Source organism: Pedococcus sp. P2_D7, assembly GCF_056404295.1.
Genome location: NZ_JBFUEH010000005.1, coordinates 43,145 through 58,115 on the forward strand (window position 1 = coordinate 43,145; position 14,971 = coordinate 58,115).

The following is a 14,971-nucleotide window of genomic DNA, read 5'->3' on the forward strand; positions in this document are numbered from 1 at the left end:
TGCACGCGTACGTGTCGCTCGAACAGGACGAGGACGGTTACCCGCCGTTCGACAGCGAGGAGATCGACGTCGAGCTGCGGCACGACGGCGCCTGCACGGTCGTGGGCGTGCCCGTCTTCACCAACGGGATCGCGGTCGACGACATCGTGTCGGTCGTCCAGACCGAGGACGACGACCGGTGGTGGGTCACGTCCGTGATGCTGGCGTCCGGGCACGGGACCGTCCGCGTGGTGCCGTTCGCCGACACGACCTTCGAGGAGGTCGCCGCCGAGCTGGGCGCCATCGGTTGCGTGTCCCACGGCACCGAGCACGGGCTGGTCGCCGTCGACGTGCCGGCCGAGGTGGACCCCGACGCGCTCGACCTGGTCCTCGAAGCCGGTCGGTCCTCGGGCCGGTGGGACTACGACATCGGTGTCCCCGTGGCCGCCGGGTAAAACCCGTTGTCGCGGAACGGTCCAGGTCGGACACTCGAGGCATGAAGACGACGACTGACTCACCCGTGACCCAGCGCGACGACGTGGCGCAGGGCGTCGTCGTCCGCCTGCTCGACATCCACGACGACGCGGAGGTCGCGGCGGCCCACCAGGCGACTGACGCCTCCAAGAAGTACCAGCGCCCGTGGGGCAAGACGTGGTCGCTGCGCGAGATGACCGTCATGCTCCGGTCGGAGAGCACGGTAGAGCGGCTCGAGCCGATCGTCGCCCTGGTGGACGGGCGGGTCGCCGGCCTCGTGCTGCTGTGGTTCCCGCTGCTCGACAACACCCAGTTCACCTGGGCCGAGCTCGACATCGACCCCGAGCTGCGCCACCGCGGAGCCGGCAGCGCCCTGATCGAGCGCGCGATCGAGCGGACCCGTGCAGAGGGGCGCCGCACGGTCCTCGTCGAGACGAACGTGCCCGACGACGCCCGGGAGGGTCACCCCTACGCGCGCTTCGCCGAGCGCCACGGCTTCGCCTACGCCAACACCGAGATCCGCCGCATCCTCGACCTGCCGCTCGACCCGGGACGGCTGGCCGAGCTGGCTGCCGGCGCGGCATCGCACCACGAGGGATACCGCATCGAGTTCCACCGTGGCTCGCTGCCGGAGGAGCTGCAGGCGTCCTACTGCGAGTGCTGGAACCAGCTGGCCGTCGACGCCCCGACCGGCGAGGTGGACTTCGAGGAGGAGGCCCTCAGCCCCGCGACCTATCTCGAGGAGCTGGGTCGGCTCGGGGCCCAGGGCCGCACGATGCTGCACACCGTGGCGATCGCTCCGTCGGGCGAGGTCGTGGCCTACAACGACCTGGTGGTGTCGGCCGACGACCCCGACGAGGTCATGCAGTGGGGCACGCTCGTGCGCAAGGACCACCGGGGCCACCGGCTCGGCATGGCGGTCAAGGCGCGCGGACTGCAGGGTCTGGCCGAGGTGGCTCCCGAGGCGAAGCGGGTGCAGACCTGCAACGCCGAGCAGAACGCCCACATGGTCGGCGTCAACGTCGAGCTCGGCTTCCGGCGCGTCGAGGCCCTGCTGGCCTACCAGCGTCACCTCGACGGCTGACGCAGCACGGGGGGCCAGCCCCGTCGCACCGGGGGGTGCGGCGGGGCGCAGGCGCGCGGCATACGGTGGGCTCATGCTCGTTGCCTTCTCCGTCGCCCCGTCCACGCCAGCAGACTCGACCGGTTCGGTGAGTGAGGCGGTCGCCGCCGCCGTCACCGTCGTGCGCGAGTCCGGGCTGCCGCACCACACGTCGTCCATGTTCACCGAGGTCGAGGGGGAGTGGGACGAGGTGATGGCCGTCGTCAAGGGCGCGGTCGACGCCGTGGCCCGGTTCGGTCCGCGCGTCAGCCTCGTGCTCAAGGCCGACATCCGCGACGGGTATGCCGGTGAGCTCACTGCCAAGCTCGACCGCCTCGAGGCGGCCATCGACGCGCAGGAGTAGCCCACCGCAACACCTGCGCCGTCGTGAGCCCGCGACCGTGAATCGTTGCCGGAATGTGGCCCCCTCCCGGACGAATCCGCCTTAGGGTCGACCGGGTACGGGACGGCCCGAGGGGGTTTCTTCCGCCGGACACACGGAGGCACTGACGGCATGTGGGCTGCGATCAGATATCGCCGAGCCCAGGCGGTCGTGCTCGTCCTGCTCGCGGCGCTGGTCGCCACCTGCGCGGTCTTCGCACCCCTCTACCAGCGGGCCCTCGAGCAGTCGCTGCTGCGTTCCAGCATCAGCTCGGCCAGCGTCGCCGACATCGCGCTCGTGGTGCGCGCCGGGCGTGGCACCGCCAACCCGACGTTCGGGCCCTCGGCGCTCAGCGGGAACGTGCCAGGATCGGTGCGCGTCCTCTACGGCGCACCGGTGGGGCAGCTGGCCGACTCGATCACCATCGTGCCGCGGCCAGGGCTGAAGCCGTCGCCCGGTGACCTCGTGGCCCGCGACCAGGTGTGTGAGCACCTGACGATCACGACGGGCACGTGCCCGGCGGCCGCGGGGGAGATCCTCGTGTCGGCCAAGGACCTGGCGGCGTGGAAGTGGCCAGTCGGCACGACCTTCAAGACCCCGGTGCCGAGCATCAGCCAGACCGAGCGACCCACCGCGACCCTCAAGGTCGTCGGAGCCTACGAGGTCGTCCCGGACGAGGCGTACTGGCAGCGCACCCAGCTGGACGGCAAGTCGGGCACGCTCATCACCGCGGGCCTGGAACCGGTGCCCGCCATCGACGACTTCGTCACCACCGAGGCCACCTTCACCCGCGACTGGAGCGTGGCGCAGGCGACCCTGACCTTCCCCCTCGAGCGAGACCTGTTCACGCTCGGCAACCTGCAGCAGATCTCCGACGTGCTCGCGGCGAAGGGCGACAACCGCGCCGCCGGTGGCGGCATCGACGGTGCCCTCGTCGAGACCCAGCTGCCGACGATCATCGACGGCATCAGGGTCGGTCAGCACCAGCTGCGGGTCATCGTCCCGTTGCTCATGGCCCAGCTCGGGTTGCTCGCCGCCGCGATCCTCCTGCTGGTCGCGCAGGCCGCGGTGGAGCAGCGCCGACCCGAGGTGGCGCTGGCCCGGCTCCGCGGTCGCAGCCGGGAGGGGGCCGGCCGCATCGTCATGGGCGAGCTGGCCGCGACCGTGGCGATCGGGTTGCCCATCGGGTTCGGCCTCGCGCTGCTGCTGACGACGCTGGTGCGGTGGTTCCTCCTCCCCGACGGAGTGCCGTTCGAGGTGCCTTGGTACTCCGTGGTCGCGCTGGCTGCCTCGGCTGTCGTGTGCGCCGTGGCGATCTGGCTCGCTGCGCGACCGGTCCAGCGGCTGACGGTGTCGGCGCTGCTGCGCAGGGTGTCGAGAGCGCGCGCGCGGGCCTTCGGGATCGTCGACATCCTGGCCGTGGCGCTGGCGGCGTTCGGCCTGATCGGGCTCGCGACCGGGTCGCTCGAGGGTCCGCTCGCGCTCGTCACCCCCACCCTGGTCGCGCTGGCGGCCGGGCTCGTGGCCTCCCGGCTGGCGGTCCCGATCGCCGGTGCCAGTGGCCGCGCGAACCTGCGTCGCGGGCGGATCGGTCCTGCCCTCACCGCCTTCGGGCTGGAGCGCCGACCGACGCTGCGCAAGGTCGTCACGGTGGTCAGCGTCGCGGTGGCCCTCACCGTCTTCGCCGCGAACGCCCTCGTCGTCGGTGACCGCAACTGGCAGGCCCGCGCAGAGGTCCAGACCGGTGCGCCCGCCGTGATCGACACCGACAGCCGCAACCCGACGAGCCTGCTCGCCACCGTCCGGACCATCGACCCGACCGGCACCCTGGCCAGCCCGGTCGCGATCGTGCGGCAGACCGACCGGAGCTCGACGGCCACCATGGCGGTCGTCACCAAGGACTTCGAGGAGACGTCGTTCGCTCCTCCGGGGGAGCCCTACCGGCTCGGGGCGCTCGCCCCTCCCGACATCGCGCCGGTGCAGCTCTCCGGCACCAGGGTGACCGGCCGGCTCGCCTGGGACCTCACCATCCCCGGTGACGAGTCGACGCCTCGACCCCCCGGACAGTCCGGCGCACCGGTGTCGCCCACGGTCGGCCCCGGCTCCGAGGCGCCGAACGAGCTGCGCGTCTCGGTGACCACCCCGACCGGCCAACGGCTCACCCGGCTCATCGCGCAGGTGCCGTTGCACGGCAAGGGATCCACCGAGCTCAACGGTCTCCTGCTCTGCCCCGACGGCTGCCGGCTCGACGGCCTCGAGTTCCGCAAGACCGACGAGCAGGTCAGCCAGGTGAGCGGGAGGCTGAGCATCACCGGCCTCGGGATCGACGGCAGGTCGCTCGGCATCGCCGCCGCCAACCAGTGGAACCCCTTCGTCGCCCCGCCGACGAGCACCAGCGACAAGCTCGAGCAGGTGGCCGCCGGCGCCGACACCTTGGCGCTCGCGCTGAACAGCACCGGGTTCGCCCTCGAGCTGTCCCACGCAGACGTGCCGGCCGTCCTGCCGGGACTGCTCGCCGGACCGGTCCCGCCGGGCGGCACGGCGCAGGGGTTCGACGCCATCGGCCTCAACGGGACGCCGATGGTCGCCGCCGCGCAGCAGACCGTCGACACCCTCCCGGTGCTGGGCAGCCAGGGCGTCCTCGTGGACTACGAGACGCTGGCGCGCCTCGGTGGCCGCCTGCCCGACGCCGGGACACTGTCCGTGTGGGTCGCCGACCCGGCCAAGGTCGACGCGGTGGCCACCCGCCTGCAGTCGCAGGGCGTGGGGGTGCTCGCCCGGCACAGCACTGCCGCCGCCAAGGACCGCCTCGACGAGTCGGCGTCGGCGTGGGGCCTGCGGCTGGCCGTCTTCACCGGCGGCATGGGCGTGCTCCTCGCCGCCCTCGTCGTCCTGGTGATGACCGTGACCGGCTGGCGCGTGGTGGCCCGCGACCTCGCCGCGCTCCACATGTCCGGCGTCCCACTCAAGGAGCTGCGTCGGTCGCTCGTGCGCGAGCAGGTCGTGCTCGTGCTCGTCGGCACGGTCGTGGGCGTCGTCTGCGGTGCCGTGAGCTCGTGGGTGGCCATGTCGCTGGTCCCGTTGTTCGACAGCGCCGCCGATCCGGTGCCCGCCCTCGAGCTGGCGCCGGACGTCCTGGCCGTCGTCGGCTCGGCCGTCGGGGCCGCCGTGGTGCTCGTCGCCGTCGGCTGGCTGGCCGCGGTCGGGGCGGGCCGACGGATCACCTTGCGCCGGATCAGGGAGTCGCTGTGAGCAGCGACAGCCTCGTGACGCACGGCACGCCTGCGGGCGGGCTGCGGGTGAGCACCCGTGGCCTGGTCCACATCTACCGCGCCGAGGGCCACGACGTGGCCGCCCTGTCCGGAGTCGACCTCACGGTCCACCCCGGCGAGGTGGTCGGCCTGCTCGGCCCGTCGGGTGCCGGGAAGTCGACCCTGCTCACGTTGTTCGGCGGCCTCATGCGACCCAGCGCAGGCCGGGTGCTGGTGGGCGAGCACGAGCTCTCGACGATGACCGAGGCCGACCTCGACCGGTTCCGGGCCGCCGAGGTGGGCCTGGTCCTCCAGGGGGCGGCGCGCAACCTGTTGCCCTACCTCACGGCTCGCCAGAACGTCGAGTTCGCCCAGCGGTCCGCCCGCCGTGCCGGCCGCGAGGTGCCGCCTCCGGGCGAGGTCCTCGAGCTCGTGGGGCTCGACCACGCGGCCACCGCACCCCTCGACTCGCTACCCCCGGGACAGCTCCAGCTCGCCGCGCTCGCGGTCGCCCTGGCCAGCCGGCCCGGGCTCCTCCTCGGCGACGAACCCACCTCGCAGCTGCACCACTCGTCCCGCGACCTCGTGCTCGACACCCTCCACCGGGTCAACCGTGAGTGGGGGACCACCGTCGTCGTCGTCACCCACGACCCCGAGGTGGCCGCGCGACTGCCGCGCACGGTCACGATCCGCGACGGCCGCGTCGGTGGCGAGGGCCGTTCCGGCGAGGCGTATGCCGTGGTGTCAGCCGACGGGTCCCTTCCCCTCCCGCCCGCAGCGGTGGATGCGTTCCCGCCCGGTGCGCTGGTGCGGGTCGCGGAGGTCGACGGCGTGTGGACGCTGATCCCGCAGGGGAGGGGTGAGTCCGGTGAGTGACAGGACGATGCGGGCGGACGGCCCGGAGCTGCTCGAGGACGTCGAGTCGCCGCCGCTGCGCGTGGAGGGGGTGACCGTCCGCTACGGCTCGACGGTCGCGGTCTCCGAGGCGACCTTCGATGCCTACCCGGGCGAGTTCATCGCCGTGACCGGCCACAGCGGCGCCGGCAAGTCGTCGCTGTTGTGGGCCATCGGTGGCGCCGTCGCCTTCGACGGGGTGGTGCGCCTCGGCGACGACGACGTCCGTGACCGCGCCCAGGCGGCCCGTCTCGGGATCGAGGTGATCCCGCAGGGCAGCGCCCTGGCCGTCCTGCTCTCCGCCCACGAGAACGTCTCGCTGCCCCTGCTCGCCCGCGGGGTGCGACCCGATCACGCCCAGCGCCGGGCGAGATCCGCGCTGGAGTCGGTGGGCCTGCACGAGTCGGGCAGCCACCTCGCCGAGGAGCTGAGCGGCGGCCAGCAGCAGCGGGTCGCCGTCGCCCGCGGCCTGGCCCTGCGCGGACACGTGCTGCTCGCCGACGAGCCCACCTCCGAGCTCGACCACGACAACCGCGAGCGCGTGCTCGCCCTCCTGCGGGCCGAGGCGCGCCGCGGTGCCATCGTCATCATGGCGACGCACGACCCCGAGGCGGCCGAGGAGGCCGACGGCGAGATCCGTCTCGATGATGGACAGCTCGAGACGATCCGCACCCCGCAGGGCTAGCCTGCTGCGCGTGCCGAAGCCGATCCGCCTGCCGTTCGACCCCATCACGCGTGCGGCGCAGCTGTGGACCCGCCGGTGGGGGCGCACCTCGCAGCCCCTGGCGATGGCCAGCGCGACGTCGATCATGCGCGTCCAGCAGCTGCTCATCACCGACTACGACGCGATCGTCGGCCGGCACGGCCTCACCTTCGCCCGCTACGAGGCGCTGGTGCTGCTCGCCTTCAGCCGGGACGGCCGGTTGGGGATGAGCAAGATCGGGCAGCGCCTGATGGTGCACCCGACCAGCGCCACGAACATCGTCCAGCGGCTCGACGCCCAGGGCTTCGTCGAGCGGGTCCCGAACCCCGACGACGGGCGCGGCACCCTGGCCATCATCACGCCGGCCGGACGCGACGCGATGGAGGCCGCCACGGCCGACCTGGTGCAGCGCAAGTTCGGTCTGGGCATGCTGTCCGCAGCCGAGCACGAGCAGCTGTTCGAGCTCCTGCGCAAGGTGCGCGTGGGCGCCGCCGACTTCGACGCCTGACCCTGCCACGCGGCATACCTCCCCTTTATCGGGTCTAAGGAGAAAGTTGCGCTTCACCCGACAATCGTTCTCGGGTGAAGCGCAACCTTCCTGCTAAACCCGATAATGCTGGCCCCGGCGTGACATTTACTAGGACGTCCTAGTAAATTGGCGCGCATGGCCGAGAACCCCGCACCCACCACCCCCGCGACGAGCGACGGCGCCGCCCGCTGGCAGGCCCGCTACGACGCGGCCCAGGCCAAGGGGCAGGTGCGGGACGCCGACTTCACCACGCTCTCGCAGATGGAGGTCGAGCCGGTCTACGGGCCGGCCGACGGCTCCGAGGTGCCCGAGCGGATCGGCTGGCCGGGGGAGTACCCGTTCACCCGCGGTCTCTACCCGACCGGATACCGCGGCCGCACCTGGACGATCCGGCAGTTCGCCGGCTTCGGCAACGCCGTGCAGACCAACGAGCGCTACAAGATGATCCTCGAGCGTGGGGGCGGCGGACTGTCGGTCGCCTTCGACATGCCCACCCTGATGGGCCGCGACTCCGACGACCCGATGAGCCTCGGCGAGGTGGGTCACTGCGGGGTGGCCATCGACTCGGCCAAGGACATGGAGGTGCTGTTCGACGAGCTGCCGCTCGAGGACATCACCACGTCGATGACGATCAGCGGCCCTGCGGTCCCGGTCTTCTGCATGTACCTCGTCGCCGCGGAACGCCAGGGTGTCGACCTCGGGGTCCTCAACGGGACGCTGCAGACCGACATCTTCAAGGAGTACATCGCGCAGAAGGAGTGGCTGTTCGCCCCCGAGCCGCACCTGCGCCTGATCGGCGACCTGATGGAGTACTGCGCCGAGAACATCCCTGACTACAAGCCGCTGTCGGTCTCCGGCTACCACATCCGCGAGGCCGGGTCGACGGCCGCGCAGGAGCTCGCGTTCACCCTGGCCGACGGCTTCGGCTATGTCGAGCTCGGGCTGTCGCGGGGCCTCGACATCGAGACGTTCGCGCCCGGCCTGTCGTTCTTCTTCGACAGCCACCTGGACTTCTTCGAGGAGATCGCCAAGTTCCGCGCCGCCCGCCGCATCTGGGCGCGCTGGCTCCGCGACGTCTACGGCGCCAAGACCGACAAGGCCCAGTGGCTGCGGTTCCACACCCAGACCGCCGGAGTCTCCCTCACCGCGCAGCAGCCCTACAACAACGTCGTCCGTACCGCCGTCGAGGCGCTCGCGGCGGTGCTCGGTGGCACGAACTCGTTGCACACCAACGCCCTCGACGAGACGCTGGCGCTCCCCAGCGAGCAGGCGGCCGAGATCGCGCTGCGCACCCAGCAGGTGATCATGGAGGAGACGGGCGTCGTCAACGTCGCCGACCCGCTCGGTGGCAGCTACTACGTCGAGGCCCTGACCGACAAGATCGAGGCCGAGGCCGAGGCGATCTTCGACAAGATCAAGGCCATGGGCGAGCTCGGCAAGCCGCTCAACTCCGAGGGGGGCGTCGACCACGCCGTCGGCCCGATGACCTCCGGCATCCTGCGCGGCATCGAGGACGGGTGGTTCATGTCCGAGATCGCCGAGGCCGCCTTCCAGTACCAGGTGTCGCTGGAGAAGGGTGACAAGAAGGTGGTCGGCGTCAACTGCCACACCGCCTCGGTCACGCACGAGCTGGAGATCCTGCGGGTCAGCCACGAGGTCGAGCGCGAGCAGGTCGCGACCCTCAAGACCCGCAAGACCGACCGCGACGAGGACGCTGTGCGCGCCGCCGTCCAGCACATGGTCGACGTCGCCCGCACCGACGACAACATGGTGCCGGCGATGCTGGATGCGGTCCGCGTCGAGGCGACGTTGGGCGAGATCTGCGACGCGCTGCGCGACGAGTGGGGCGTCTACCGCGAGCCGGCCCGCTTCTAGGAGCAGGGGTATGCCGCGTGGCAGCCAGCTGCAACGCGTCGCCCAGTCACACAAAAGGCGAGTTAGCGCCGGGGGTGGCGGTGCTAACTCGCCTTTTGTATGAGATGGCGCCGGGTCAGTCGTTCTCGCCGCCCTCGCGCTGCTCGCGGCGCAGCCGGGCGTAGGCGACGTCGGCCAGCAGGGCGATGAGCCCGTCGACGAACGCCTCGTCCGGCTCGCCGGTGGCCAGCGCCCGGTGCATCACCGACCCGACGACCACGTCCGCGAGCAGGTCCACGTCGATCATGTCGCGGCGGATCTCGCCCCGGTCGATGGCCCGCTCGACGGAGAGCGCGACCAGGGCGTGCAGGCGCGTCGACAGCGACTCGCGCACGCGCTGGCCGACCCCGTCGGGGTCACGGGCCGACTCGGCCAGCAACGCGGCATACGCACCGCCGGTCGAGGGGTCACGCAGCAGGCGGGCTGCCTCGCCGATGCCCGCGCGCATGTCGGCCTCCAGCGAGCCGTGGTCGGTGATCTCGATCTCGTCGAAGGTGGCCGCGACCGCGTGCACGGCGAGCTCGATCTTGGACGGCCACCGTCGGTAGAGCGTGCTCTTGGCCACACCGGCCTTCGCCGCGACGTGCTCCATGGACATCCGGGCCACGCCCTTGTCCGCGAGCACCTGGCGTGCTGCTGCGGTGATCGCCTGTTCGGTCGCCTCCTCGCGGGGGCGTCCCGGGCGGCGACTTCGGTCGTGCCGTGAGCGTGTGGTCATCACGCGCGATCATGCCACCGAAGCCGGGAAATGCCCGCTGATGCGGGTGGTGAGGGTGGGGTCGGGGATTTGTCGTCGTGGGGGAGACTGAGTCATGGTGGTGTGAATGCCGGCTGCGGGGAACGCCCGTTGGCCGGCCCGCTCACGTAAGGATTTCTACTGTGTCGATGGTCGCCAAACGCGTGCTGTCCGCAGCGCTGACGGTGATCGGACTCGTCCTCGTGTCCGTCGGTGCTTGGTTCACCGTGCACCTCGGTTCGTCCGGCAGCGCCACGCTGCGGACCACCCCTGACCACGGGGCGCTGGTCGTCGTCGAGCCGTCCGTGCTCAACCGGGTCGACGCGCCGGCCACCGTGACGGCGGTCGCCGCACCGGGCACCACGATCTGGATGGGTCGGACCACGCCCACCGACGCCGACGCGATCGTGGGTGGCGCTGACCGCACGTCGGTCACCGGTGCCCACCTCCGGGACTGGAGCCTCAGGGCTTCGCGGGCCGGGGCGGGAAAGGCTCCCGACCTGGCTAGCGCGGACGTCTGGCGCCAGACCGCGACCGGAGAGGGCCGGGTGCACCTCAGCGTCGAGCAGACCGGCGCTCCCGAGTCCATCGTCATCGCCGCGCCGGACGGCAGCCCCGTCGACCTGACCTCCCTGACCGTGACCGTCGAGCGGCGCACGTGGTTCTTCCAGGCGCTGCTCGTGACGCTCGTGGGGCTGCTCGCGGCCGTCAGCGGCGGTGCCTCCCTCTGGCAGACCCGACCGCGGCGCCCGCGCCGGGCCGAGGCACCACCGCAGCCCGACGCGGCCAAGCAGCCCGATGCCGCGAAGCAGCCGGACGCGGCGAAGCAGCCCGAGGCGGCGAAGCAGCCGGACACGGCGAAGCAGCCCGAGGCCCCCACGCAGACCGACGTACCCACCCCGGAGGTGACCGCATGAGCCGCAGCACCACCCAGCTGGCCGTCGTGGCCGCCCTCAGCCTCGCCCTCGCCGGGTGTGGTGTCGGCACCGGACTGGTCGGGGTGCACGACGCACCGGCCCAGGTGACGACCACCGCGCCGATCTCTCCCGACACGGCCGAGACCATCGCCGCCCGAGTCCTCGCGAAGGCCGCCGAGGCCGCGGCGGCCAAGCCCGCCGACGCACAGAAGCTGCGCACCGAGGCGCTCACCGGCAGCGCGCTCGCCGTCGCCAACGCTGCGAGCCGGCTCGAGTCGGGCGCGGCCGCCGCACCAGCTCCGCTCACCCGCACGGAGCCGCCGAAGGTCCTCGCGGTGTCCCGCGGCACGGACTGGCCCCGGCTCATCCTCGTGCAGACCGCGACCGCCGAGGGCGGCGCGGTGCTCAACCTGCTGGTCTCGCCGGACGCCAGGACGCCGTTCCGGCTCAGCGCCGCCGCCCCGATGCAACCGGGTGCGAGCGTTGCCGCCCTCGACTCGCTCAACGCCGGGTCACCGGTGGTGACCACGGGCAGCAACCTCCCCGTGCAGCCCGCCGCCCTGCTGACGGAGTATGCCGCGAGCCTGGCCTACCCCAAGCGCGCCGCGGCGAAGGACGTCGACCCGGCCGACCCCTTCTCCGCGGCCATCCGGGCCCATGCGGGGGAGCAGGCCAAGGCGTTCGGCAAGCTGGCCGCCCTCAAGCAGGTGCACACGGTCGAGCCGGACAGCACCGTCGCCATCGCCCTGCGCGGCGGAGGAGCGCTGGTCTTCGGCCTCCTCGAGCGCACCGACACGATCACCCTGCGCAAGGGAGGGAAGTCGCTCACGCCGAGCACCGGCTTCCAGCGCCTGGTGCGCAAGAAGACGCTCACGAAGAGCGCCACGCTGAGGACCTACGAGACCGTGGTCTTCACCGTGCCCGCCGAGGGCCAGGCCACTGTCGTCGCCGTCGACGAGGTGCTGTTCTCCGCCAAGGGCTCGTGAGGGAGAATCACCGCCATGACTGACCAGCCGTTGACCTCCGGTGGCCTGCGTGGCGCCGTCGACCTGACCGCCCTGCGCAACCAGCCCCCTGCAGGAAGCCCTGCAGGAGCTGCTGCAGGAGGCGCTGCGGGCGGCGCTGGAGCCCAGGCGGGGGACTCGGCTCCCGCCGCCGGGCCGTCAGCGAGCGGTGTCGCCGGTCGCAGCGGTGTCGTCGTCGAGGGCAGCGACACCAACTTCCAGGAGATCGCGAACGCCTCGGTGGGCGTGCCGATGCTGGTCATCCTGTGGGCCGCCCAGATCCCCGAGTCGCGCGACTACCTCGACACGGTGGTGGCGGTGGCCGGGACCTACGAGGGCCGCTTCCAGGTCGTCAGCGTCGACGTCGAGCAGAACCCCACCCTCCTGCGCGCCTTCCAGGTGCAGAGCGTCCCGATGACGATGGGGTTGATCCAGGGCCAGCCGGTGCCGATGTTCGCAGGCATCCAGCCCGAGTCGGCGCTGCGGCCGGTGCTCGACGAGTTCCTCGCGCTGGCCGTGCAGCACGGCGTGGCCGGTCGCGTGGAGGTCGCCGCCGCCGAGCCGGCCGCCGAGGGTGAAGAGGTCGTGGAGCAGCTCCCGCCGCTGCACCAGGAGGCCTACGACGCCATCGAGCGCGGCGACCTCGACGGTGCCGCCGCGGCATACCAGCAGGCGCTCAAGCAGAACCCCGCGGACGCCGACGCCGAGCTCGGCCTGGCTCAGGTGGGCCTCATGCAGCGCACCGACGGTGCCGACCTGCAGCAGGCGCGTGCGGCGGCGGCGGACCACCCCACCGATGTCGCGGCCCAGGGGCTGGTCGCCGACCTCGACGTGCTCGGCGGGCACGTGGAGGACGCCTTCCTGCGGCTCATCGACCTCGTGCGAGCGACCTCCGGTGACGAGCGCGAACAGGCCAGGAACCACCTGCTGCAGCTGTTCGCGGTGGTCGGGTCGCACGACGAGCGGGTGCGCAAGGCGCGGACCGCGCTGATGAGCGCCCTGTTCTGACGGCTTCATCGATCGAGCAGCCCTGAGGGGTCGCGGCCGGACTCCTGAGCCGACAGGATGGGTCGCATGGCGAAGACTCAGGAACACCTCATCGGACTGTTGCTGGGCGCGGAGGGTGACTGGCCGCGCGCGTTCGAGACCCTCGCGGGCAGACTAGGAGTCCTGACCGGACCCGACGGCGCGAGCCACCAGGTCAACACCGAGCGCGTGACCATCGAGCCGTTCAACCTGCGCGACAAACCACGGCACGACCTGGTCATCGACCGGTTGGCGTACTGGTACTACCACCCGCGCGAGTGGCTCAAGAAGGTCGCGCTGATGGACGACGTCTACCTGCTCAACAGCCCGTTCACGTTCCAGTCCATGGAGAAGCACTCCGCGTACTGCGCCCTGCTGCGGCTCGGCATGCACGTCCCCGAGACCGTCCTGGTGCCCTACAAGAACCCGCTCGACAACGTCCGCTGGGCCTACACCGCCGAGCGCTACAACAAGTCCTTCGACCTCGACCAGATCGCCGAGGAGATCGGCTACCCGCTGTTCATGAAGCCGTTCGACGGTGGCGGCTGGCGCGGGGTCTCGCAGGTCAAGAACGTCGACGACCTGCACAGCGCGTACGACGACTCGGGCGAGATGCTCATGCACCTGCAGGCCTCGGTGAAGGACTTCGAGGTCTTCGCGCGAGCGCTGACCATCGGCCCCGAGACGATGGTGATGAAGTTCCAGCCGGACGAGCCCATGCACAACCGGTATGCCGTGGAGCACGGCTTCCTGTCCGAAGGCGTCGGCACCGAGGCGGTCACCATCGCGCAGACGGTGAACGCGTTCTTCCGGTGGGAGTTCAACTCCTGCGAGATGCTCGTCAAGGACGGCGTGGTCTACCCGATCGACTACGCCAACGCCTGCCCCGACGTCGCGGTCACCTCGCTGCACTACTACTTCCCCTGGGCGATGAAGGCGCTGATCAAGTGGTCGGTGTTCTGTGTGGCCACCGGACGCAAGGCGCGCACCCAGGTCGACACCGACCCGTGGTTCAGCGTGGCCGACGATGCCGACCTCGACTACGGCGGCAAGCTGTCGGCCTACCAGGGGCTCGCCGACGCGCACTTCGACACCGACCGCTACCGCGAGTTCTGCGACGCGGCGCTGCCGCACATCGACGAGATGGTGCTGGAGTGGGTCGACTCGGACGACTTCCGCAGCCTGCTCAGCGACACGATCCAGACGACCTACCCGAAGCACGAGTGGGACAAGTTCGAGGGACACTTCGGCGGGCTCACCCGGATGTGGGTCAAGGACGAGCAGTCGCGGCTCGGCGCAGGCAGCTCGGCTGTCGACGAGACCGTCGTCAGCGGCCCCGCACCGGCGGTGACGACCGACTGAGCCCCGACGCACGAACGGGCCCCGCCAGCTGGCGGGGCCCGTTCGGGTCAGGGCGGGTTGTGCGGGAGCGCGGACTCAACAGGCCCGACACTCCTGCTCGATCTGGTGTCGGCGGGCCTCCGGCTGCATCAGCCGGGGGCGACGCAGGCCGCGGAGCTGGTCGAGGGTGGCGAGGTTGGGGCGGGAGCTGCCCGTGCGTGGCAAGGTGCGCGGCCCGGACGTCTGGGTGGTGTTCGTGGGCGTCATGTCCGGTCCAACGGAGCGTGCCTCCGGTTTGTTCCGGAGGATGCCTCCGAATTTCCGGCCACGGGGTCGGTGTCCCCCGAGACCGGTAACCCGCCGGCCAGCGCATTCAAGGCGCTATGCGATGCCCACGCTGAGGGGCAGGTGCGACGACAGGTGCGACGACAGGTGCGACGACAGGTGCGACGACAGGTGCGACGGATCGTGCCACGCCGTGCCGAACCCTCGGTGACGGCCATAGGCGATGCCCCACCCTCAGGGGCAGGTGCGCCGGATCGGGCAACGCCAGGCGGGGCTCCACTTTCGGTGCTCCACTTTCGGTGCTCCACTTTCGGTGCTCCACTTCGGTGCGCCCACTGCGACCTGAGCCAGGGAAGGAGCCACGCGGAGGTCTGCCCCACCCTGAGGGGCACGGCATAGCGTCCGCGAACGGCCCGCAGGCGTCCGCTCCCGCG

General features: G+C 71.5%; 14 protein-coding genes. 12 read left to right on the forward strand and 2 right to left on the reverse strand.

Going from position 1 to position 14,971, the window contains the following annotated elements:
- The first annotated feature begins 11 nt into the window (after nt 1-11).
- The 8 genes from AC1DWJ_RS12645 (at nt 12) to AC1DWJ_RS12680 (ending at nt 9,189) form a co-directional block, all read left to right on the forward strand.
- Nucleotides 12-434, forward strand: a complete 423-nt coding sequence (locus AC1DWJ_RS12645) for a DUF4265 domain-containing protein (protein WP_457252413.1) — start codon at nt 12-14, stop codon at nt 432-434.
- 41 nt (nt 435-475) lie between these two features.
- The gene (locus tag AC1DWJ_RS12650) at nt 476-1,537 is read left to right on the forward strand and encodes a GNAT family N-acetyltransferase (RefSeq protein ID WP_457252412.1); all 1,062 of its coding nucleotides are present in this window, start codon (nt 476-478) and stop codon (nt 1,535-1,537) included.
- A gap of 73 nt (nt 1,538-1,610) precedes the next feature.
- Nucleotides 1,611-1,919: a thiamine-binding protein gene (locus AC1DWJ_RS12655; protein ID WP_457252411.1), complete on the forward strand. Its 309-nt coding sequence runs from the start codon at nt 1,611-1,613 to the stop codon at nt 1,917-1,919.
- 150 nt (nt 1,920-2,069) lie between these two features.
- Nucleotides 2,070-5,189, forward strand: coding sequence for an FtsX-like permease family protein (locus AC1DWJ_RS12660; RefSeq protein WP_477620945.1), 3,120 nt, complete (start codon nt 2,070-2,072; stop codon nt 5,187-5,189).
- Entirely contained in the window at nt 5,186-6,064 is an 879-nt protein-coding gene (locus tag AC1DWJ_RS12665; protein ID WP_457252409.1) for an ABC transporter ATP-binding protein, read from the forward strand. Before AC1DWJ_RS12660 ends, AC1DWJ_RS12665 begins: the two co-directional genes overlap by 4 nt.
- Nucleotides 6,057-6,767, forward strand: coding sequence for an ABC transporter ATP-binding protein (locus tag AC1DWJ_RS12670; protein ID WP_457252408.1), 711 nt, complete (start codon nt 6,057-6,059; stop codon nt 6,765-6,767). Before AC1DWJ_RS12665 ends, AC1DWJ_RS12670 begins: the two co-directional genes overlap by 8 nt.
- A 10-nt stretch (nt 6,768-6,777) precedes the next feature.
- A complete protein-coding gene (locus AC1DWJ_RS12675; protein WP_457252407.1) occupies nt 6,778-7,293 on the forward strand; it encodes a MarR family winged helix-turn-helix transcriptional regulator in 516 nt (171 codons plus the stop codon).
- 156 nt (nt 7,294-7,449) lie between these two features.
- A complete protein-coding gene (locus tag AC1DWJ_RS12680) occupies nt 7,450-9,189 on the forward strand; it encodes an acyl-CoA mutase large subunit family protein (RefSeq protein ID WP_457252406.1) in 1,740 nt (579 codons plus the stop codon).
- Nucleotides 9,190-9,304: 115 nt separating this feature from the next.
- Here AC1DWJ_RS12680 and AC1DWJ_RS12685 read toward each other — a convergent pair whose 3' ends face one another.
- Nucleotides 9,305-9,946 (reverse strand): TetR/AcrR family transcriptional regulator, encoded by a 642-nt coding sequence (locus AC1DWJ_RS12685; protein ID WP_457252405.1) that lies wholly within the window; start codon nt 9,944-9,946, stop codon nt 9,305-9,307.
- Nucleotides 9,947-10,113: 167 nt separating this feature from the next.
- Here AC1DWJ_RS12685 and AC1DWJ_RS12690 point away from each other — a divergent pair, with 167 nt between their 5' ends.
- The 4 genes from AC1DWJ_RS12690 (at nt 10,114) to AC1DWJ_RS12705 (ending at nt 14,273) form a co-directional block, all read left to right on the forward strand.
- Nucleotides 10,114-10,881, forward strand: coding sequence for a hypothetical protein (locus tag AC1DWJ_RS12690; RefSeq protein WP_457252404.1), 768 nt, complete (start codon nt 10,114-10,116; stop codon nt 10,879-10,881).
- On the forward strand, nt 10,878-11,867 hold the full coding sequence (locus tag AC1DWJ_RS12695) for a DUF8094 domain-containing protein (RefSeq protein ID WP_457252403.1): 990 nt from the start codon (nt 10,878-10,880) through the stop codon (nt 11,865-11,867). The genes AC1DWJ_RS12690 and AC1DWJ_RS12695 overlap by 4 nt, the downstream gene beginning before the upstream one ends.
- A 15-nt stretch (nt 11,868-11,882) precedes the next feature.
- Complete coding sequence (locus AC1DWJ_RS12700) at nt 11,883-12,893, forward strand: tetratricopeptide repeat protein (RefSeq protein WP_457252402.1); 1,011 nt, start codon at nt 11,883-11,885, stop codon at nt 12,891-12,893.
- Between the two features lie 66 nt (nt 12,894-12,959).
- Nucleotides 12,960-14,273 carry an ATP-grasp domain-containing protein gene (locus tag AC1DWJ_RS12705; protein ID WP_457252401.1) on the forward strand — a complete coding sequence of 438 codons (1,314 nt, stop codon included), beginning with the start codon at nt 12,960-12,962 and terminating at the stop codon, nt 14,271-14,273.
- Nucleotides 14,274-14,348: 75 nt separating this feature from the next.
- On the opposite strand, the gene AC1DWJ_RS12710 is transcribed toward AC1DWJ_RS12705, so the two are convergent.
- The gene (locus tag AC1DWJ_RS12710; RefSeq protein WP_457252400.1) at nt 14,349-14,519 is read right to left on the reverse strand and encodes a hypothetical protein; all 171 of its coding nucleotides are present in this window, start codon (nt 14,517-14,519) and stop codon (nt 14,349-14,351) included.
- Between the last annotated feature and the right edge of the window lie 452 nt (nt 14,520-14,971).

Bases quoted from the DNA above. Each gene is read 5' to 3' on its own strand.
- AC1DWJ_RS12655 (WP_457252411.1), top strand. From the start codon at position 1,611: ATGCTCGTTGCCTTCTCCGTCGCCCCGTCCACGCCAGCAGACTCGACC.
- AC1DWJ_RS12690 (WP_457252404.1), top strand. From the start codon at position 10,114: ATGGTCGCCAAACGCGTGCTGTCCGCAGCGCTGACGGTGATCGGACTC.
- AC1DWJ_RS12660 (WP_477620945.1), top strand. From the start codon at position 2,070: ATGTGGGCTGCGATCAGATATCGCCGAGCCCAGGCGGTCGTGCTCGTC.
- AC1DWJ_RS12650 (WP_457252412.1), top strand. From the start codon at position 476: ATGAAGACGACGACTGACTCACCCGTGACCCAGCGCGACGACGTGGCG.
- AC1DWJ_RS12680 (WP_457252406.1), top strand. From the start codon at position 7,450: ATGGCCGAGAACCCCGCACCCACCACCCCCGCGACGAGCGACGGCGCC.
- AC1DWJ_RS12705 (WP_457252401.1), top strand. From the start codon at position 12,960: ATGGCGAAGACTCAGGAACACCTCATCGGACTGTTGCTGGGCGCGGAG.
- AC1DWJ_RS12710 (WP_457252400.1), bottom strand. From the start codon at position 14,519: ATGACGCCCACGAACACCACCCAGACGTCCGGGCCGCGCACCTTGCCA.
- AC1DWJ_RS12700 (WP_457252402.1), top strand. From the start codon at position 11,883: ATGACTGACCAGCCGTTGACCTCCGGTGGCCTGCGTGGCGCCGTCGAC.
- AC1DWJ_RS12695 (WP_457252403.1), top strand. From the start codon at position 10,878: ATGAGCCGCAGCACCACCCAGCTGGCCGTCGTGGCCGCCCTCAGCCTC.
- AC1DWJ_RS12685 (WP_457252405.1), bottom strand. From the start codon at position 9,946: ATGACCACACGCTCACGGCACGACCGAAGTCGCCGCCCGGGACGCCCC.